Below are 2508 nucleotides of genomic sequence, written 5' to 3' on the forward strand. Positions count from 1 at the left end.
TCCTACCAATAATAAATCAGTTTTAAATGTCCGGATCATAAATTGGGCGTTATGTTTCACTACTAAATTTGCGACAAATATAATAAGTGCAATTTTGAAAAACTCCGATGGTTGAATTTGACCGATGACAGGAAATTGAAACCATCTTTTTGCGCCTAATTTAACGGGGGTAAACGTTGATTCCGGTAATATTTTTAATATAACAATTGATGCAAAACCAACAATATACAGTGGCCAAGATAACTTTTGCCATTGATCCCAATCAATACTTGCAACAATTATTAATAGTACAAAACCAATTATATAGTTCCTACCTTGCTGCAATGCAAAGTTTGTGCTCCCATACTGACCAGTTTGTTGACTACTATAAATTGCAGTGATACTAATAATACAAAACATACATAAAATTAAAATTAGTTTTTTATCTAAATTCTTTAATGATTCTATTATTTTACTCATAAAATCCTCCTAAAATACTTAACAAATCCCATTCATTACCACAAAAATTGACACTCTTCTTATAAATTTTCTAGGTATTCAAAAGGATTATTTTGCTGAAAATTAATTCTCCTTAAATAAGGACATTCTATATAATGTATTTAGTAGCTATAGGATACTTTTTTAAACATTCGAAAAGAATAAACCTCATAGTGTTCTCCACTCCGAGATAATTGTCGTAAACGATTAGGAGGTATACCTTTTTTATCAATATTTAACTGTAAACATTTTATATACGCTAAATGTTCAATTACCTTTAGGTGAAAATTGGCCAGGTAGTTCTTGTGACCAAGCTAAATATGTTGTTGAAGAGTTAGGTATAAGGTGAAGTAAACTAATTATCTTTTCTTTTTTACAAGAGATAAAAAAAGATAGGCGTTTTAAATTTGATTTCTTCAGCTCTTTTACGTTTATATTGCTATGACTGCCATTGAAAGAAGTATAACTTGCTAAGTGCGTAATTCTTGCAATGCGGTCTCAATGGGATATGTAGCATTCCCATTGAGACCGCATTGCAAGAAATTGAAGAGATTTAGATAATCTTCGATAAACTGTAGTTGTGAAATTTTGCAAACCATATTCGTTTCAAATTTCTTCTCATGTTCATACCTTGTAGGTTATCGCTGGGCATATAGTCTCCATTCTTTTGCAAATGTACCAATATTAGTTGATTTTTTTCGGAAATTCTATATAAATTAGATTTCAAAATATAAACCTATCGTTTTTAAAGTCATCGTGTTACAAAAAACCGGCACATACTGTGCACAATAAAAAAACACTTTTTATTTCTAATTCCTTCTTTCCTTAACCTATGTATAGGTTAGAAGAAATTTATTAAATAAAAAGTGGGGTAAAAATTAAATATTTATTAAATTTTTGAATTCTCTTCTTTTGGCAATCTCACTTCAAATATTGTTTTGGTTTCATCACTTTGTGCAGAAATCTTCCCATTATGTTGCTCAACAATATTTCTAGCAATAAATAATCCAAGCCCTGTACTGTTTTTCTGCACTGTTCTTGCCTTATCGCCTGTATAAAACATATCGAAAAGATAAGGTAACTCTTCTTGAGGAATGCTCTCTCCATAATTTACAATCTGTACAACAACGTCTCCCTCTTCACTGTATCCATTCATATCAACAAATTGTCCTTTATTTCCATATCGAACCGCATTTGTTAAAAGATTTTCAAATACTCGAGCTAACAAATTCCCATCACCATTAATAAATAAATGAGGTTTAATATTTAATCTCGCATCCAATTGATTCTTTTCCATTAATGGGTATAATTCCTCATCCAGCTGTATAAGCAATTCACTTATATTAATGGATTCTATATCTAATGTTTGTACATCATAATTCATTCGTGTAATTTCAAACAACTCATCAATTAAACTTTCAAGTCGCTGTGATTTTGCAAATGCAATTGTAGAATAATGTTTAATCTGTTTCTTCGTTAAGTTCTCCTCTTTGAGTATTAAATCTAAATAACCAAGTACAGATGTCAATGGCGTTCTCAAATCATGAGCTAGGTTCACAACAAGCTGATCTTTACTACTTTCAGCGAAGTCACCTCTTTCAACAGCCTCTTTTAATTTTTCACTCGCTATATTAATTTCACGTGCAATATCGCCAAATTCATCATTCGATGAAATAGTAACCTTATTTGTAAAATCTCCTTTAGCCAGATGATGAATACCATTAGAAATTTCATCAAAATACTTTAAATATTGTTTTGTTAAAAAGAAAAAAAACAAAGTAGATAGTAGAGAGAAGAAAATAAAAGAAAGATACGGATTCCCTCTAACCATAAGTGAAATTTGCATATAAATTTCACGACTAAACCACATTCTTAAACAGAAACCTACTATTTTAACAAGTATATATGTAATGCCACCTGCTAATACCATACTTATCGCAAACAAAGTAAGCATTTTAGATCGAAAACTTTTCATTATTTTAACCATTGAAAGTATAACCTACTCCCCATATCGTTTTTATTAACTTATTT

The 2508-nt window shown here is 30.2% G+C and carries 2 protein-coding genes; both read right to left on the minus strand.

The features are described from left to right. The coding region (locus ACZ76X_RS28925) for an FtsW/RodA/SpoVE family cell cycle protein (RefSeq protein ID WP_479852470.1) at window positions 1–459 on the minus strand (459 nt) is incomplete at its 3' end. A 907-nt stretch (window positions 460–1366) separates the two neighbouring features. After that, a complete protein-coding gene (locus tag ACZ76X_RS28930) occupies window positions 1367–2464 on the minus strand; it encodes a HAMP domain-containing sensor histidine kinase (protein ID WP_479852471.1) in 1098 nt (365 codons plus the stop codon). Between the last annotated feature and the right edge of the window lie 44 nt (window positions 2465–2508).

The organism is Bacillus sp. BC05(2025) (assembly GCF_056725905.1).

What these genes read in the sequence shown, in the direction of transcription:
- ACZ76X_RS28930 (WP_479852471.1), bottom strand. Translation starts at nt 2,464, where the DNA reads ATGGTTAAAATAATGAAAAGTTTTCGATCTAAAATGCTTACTTTGTTT.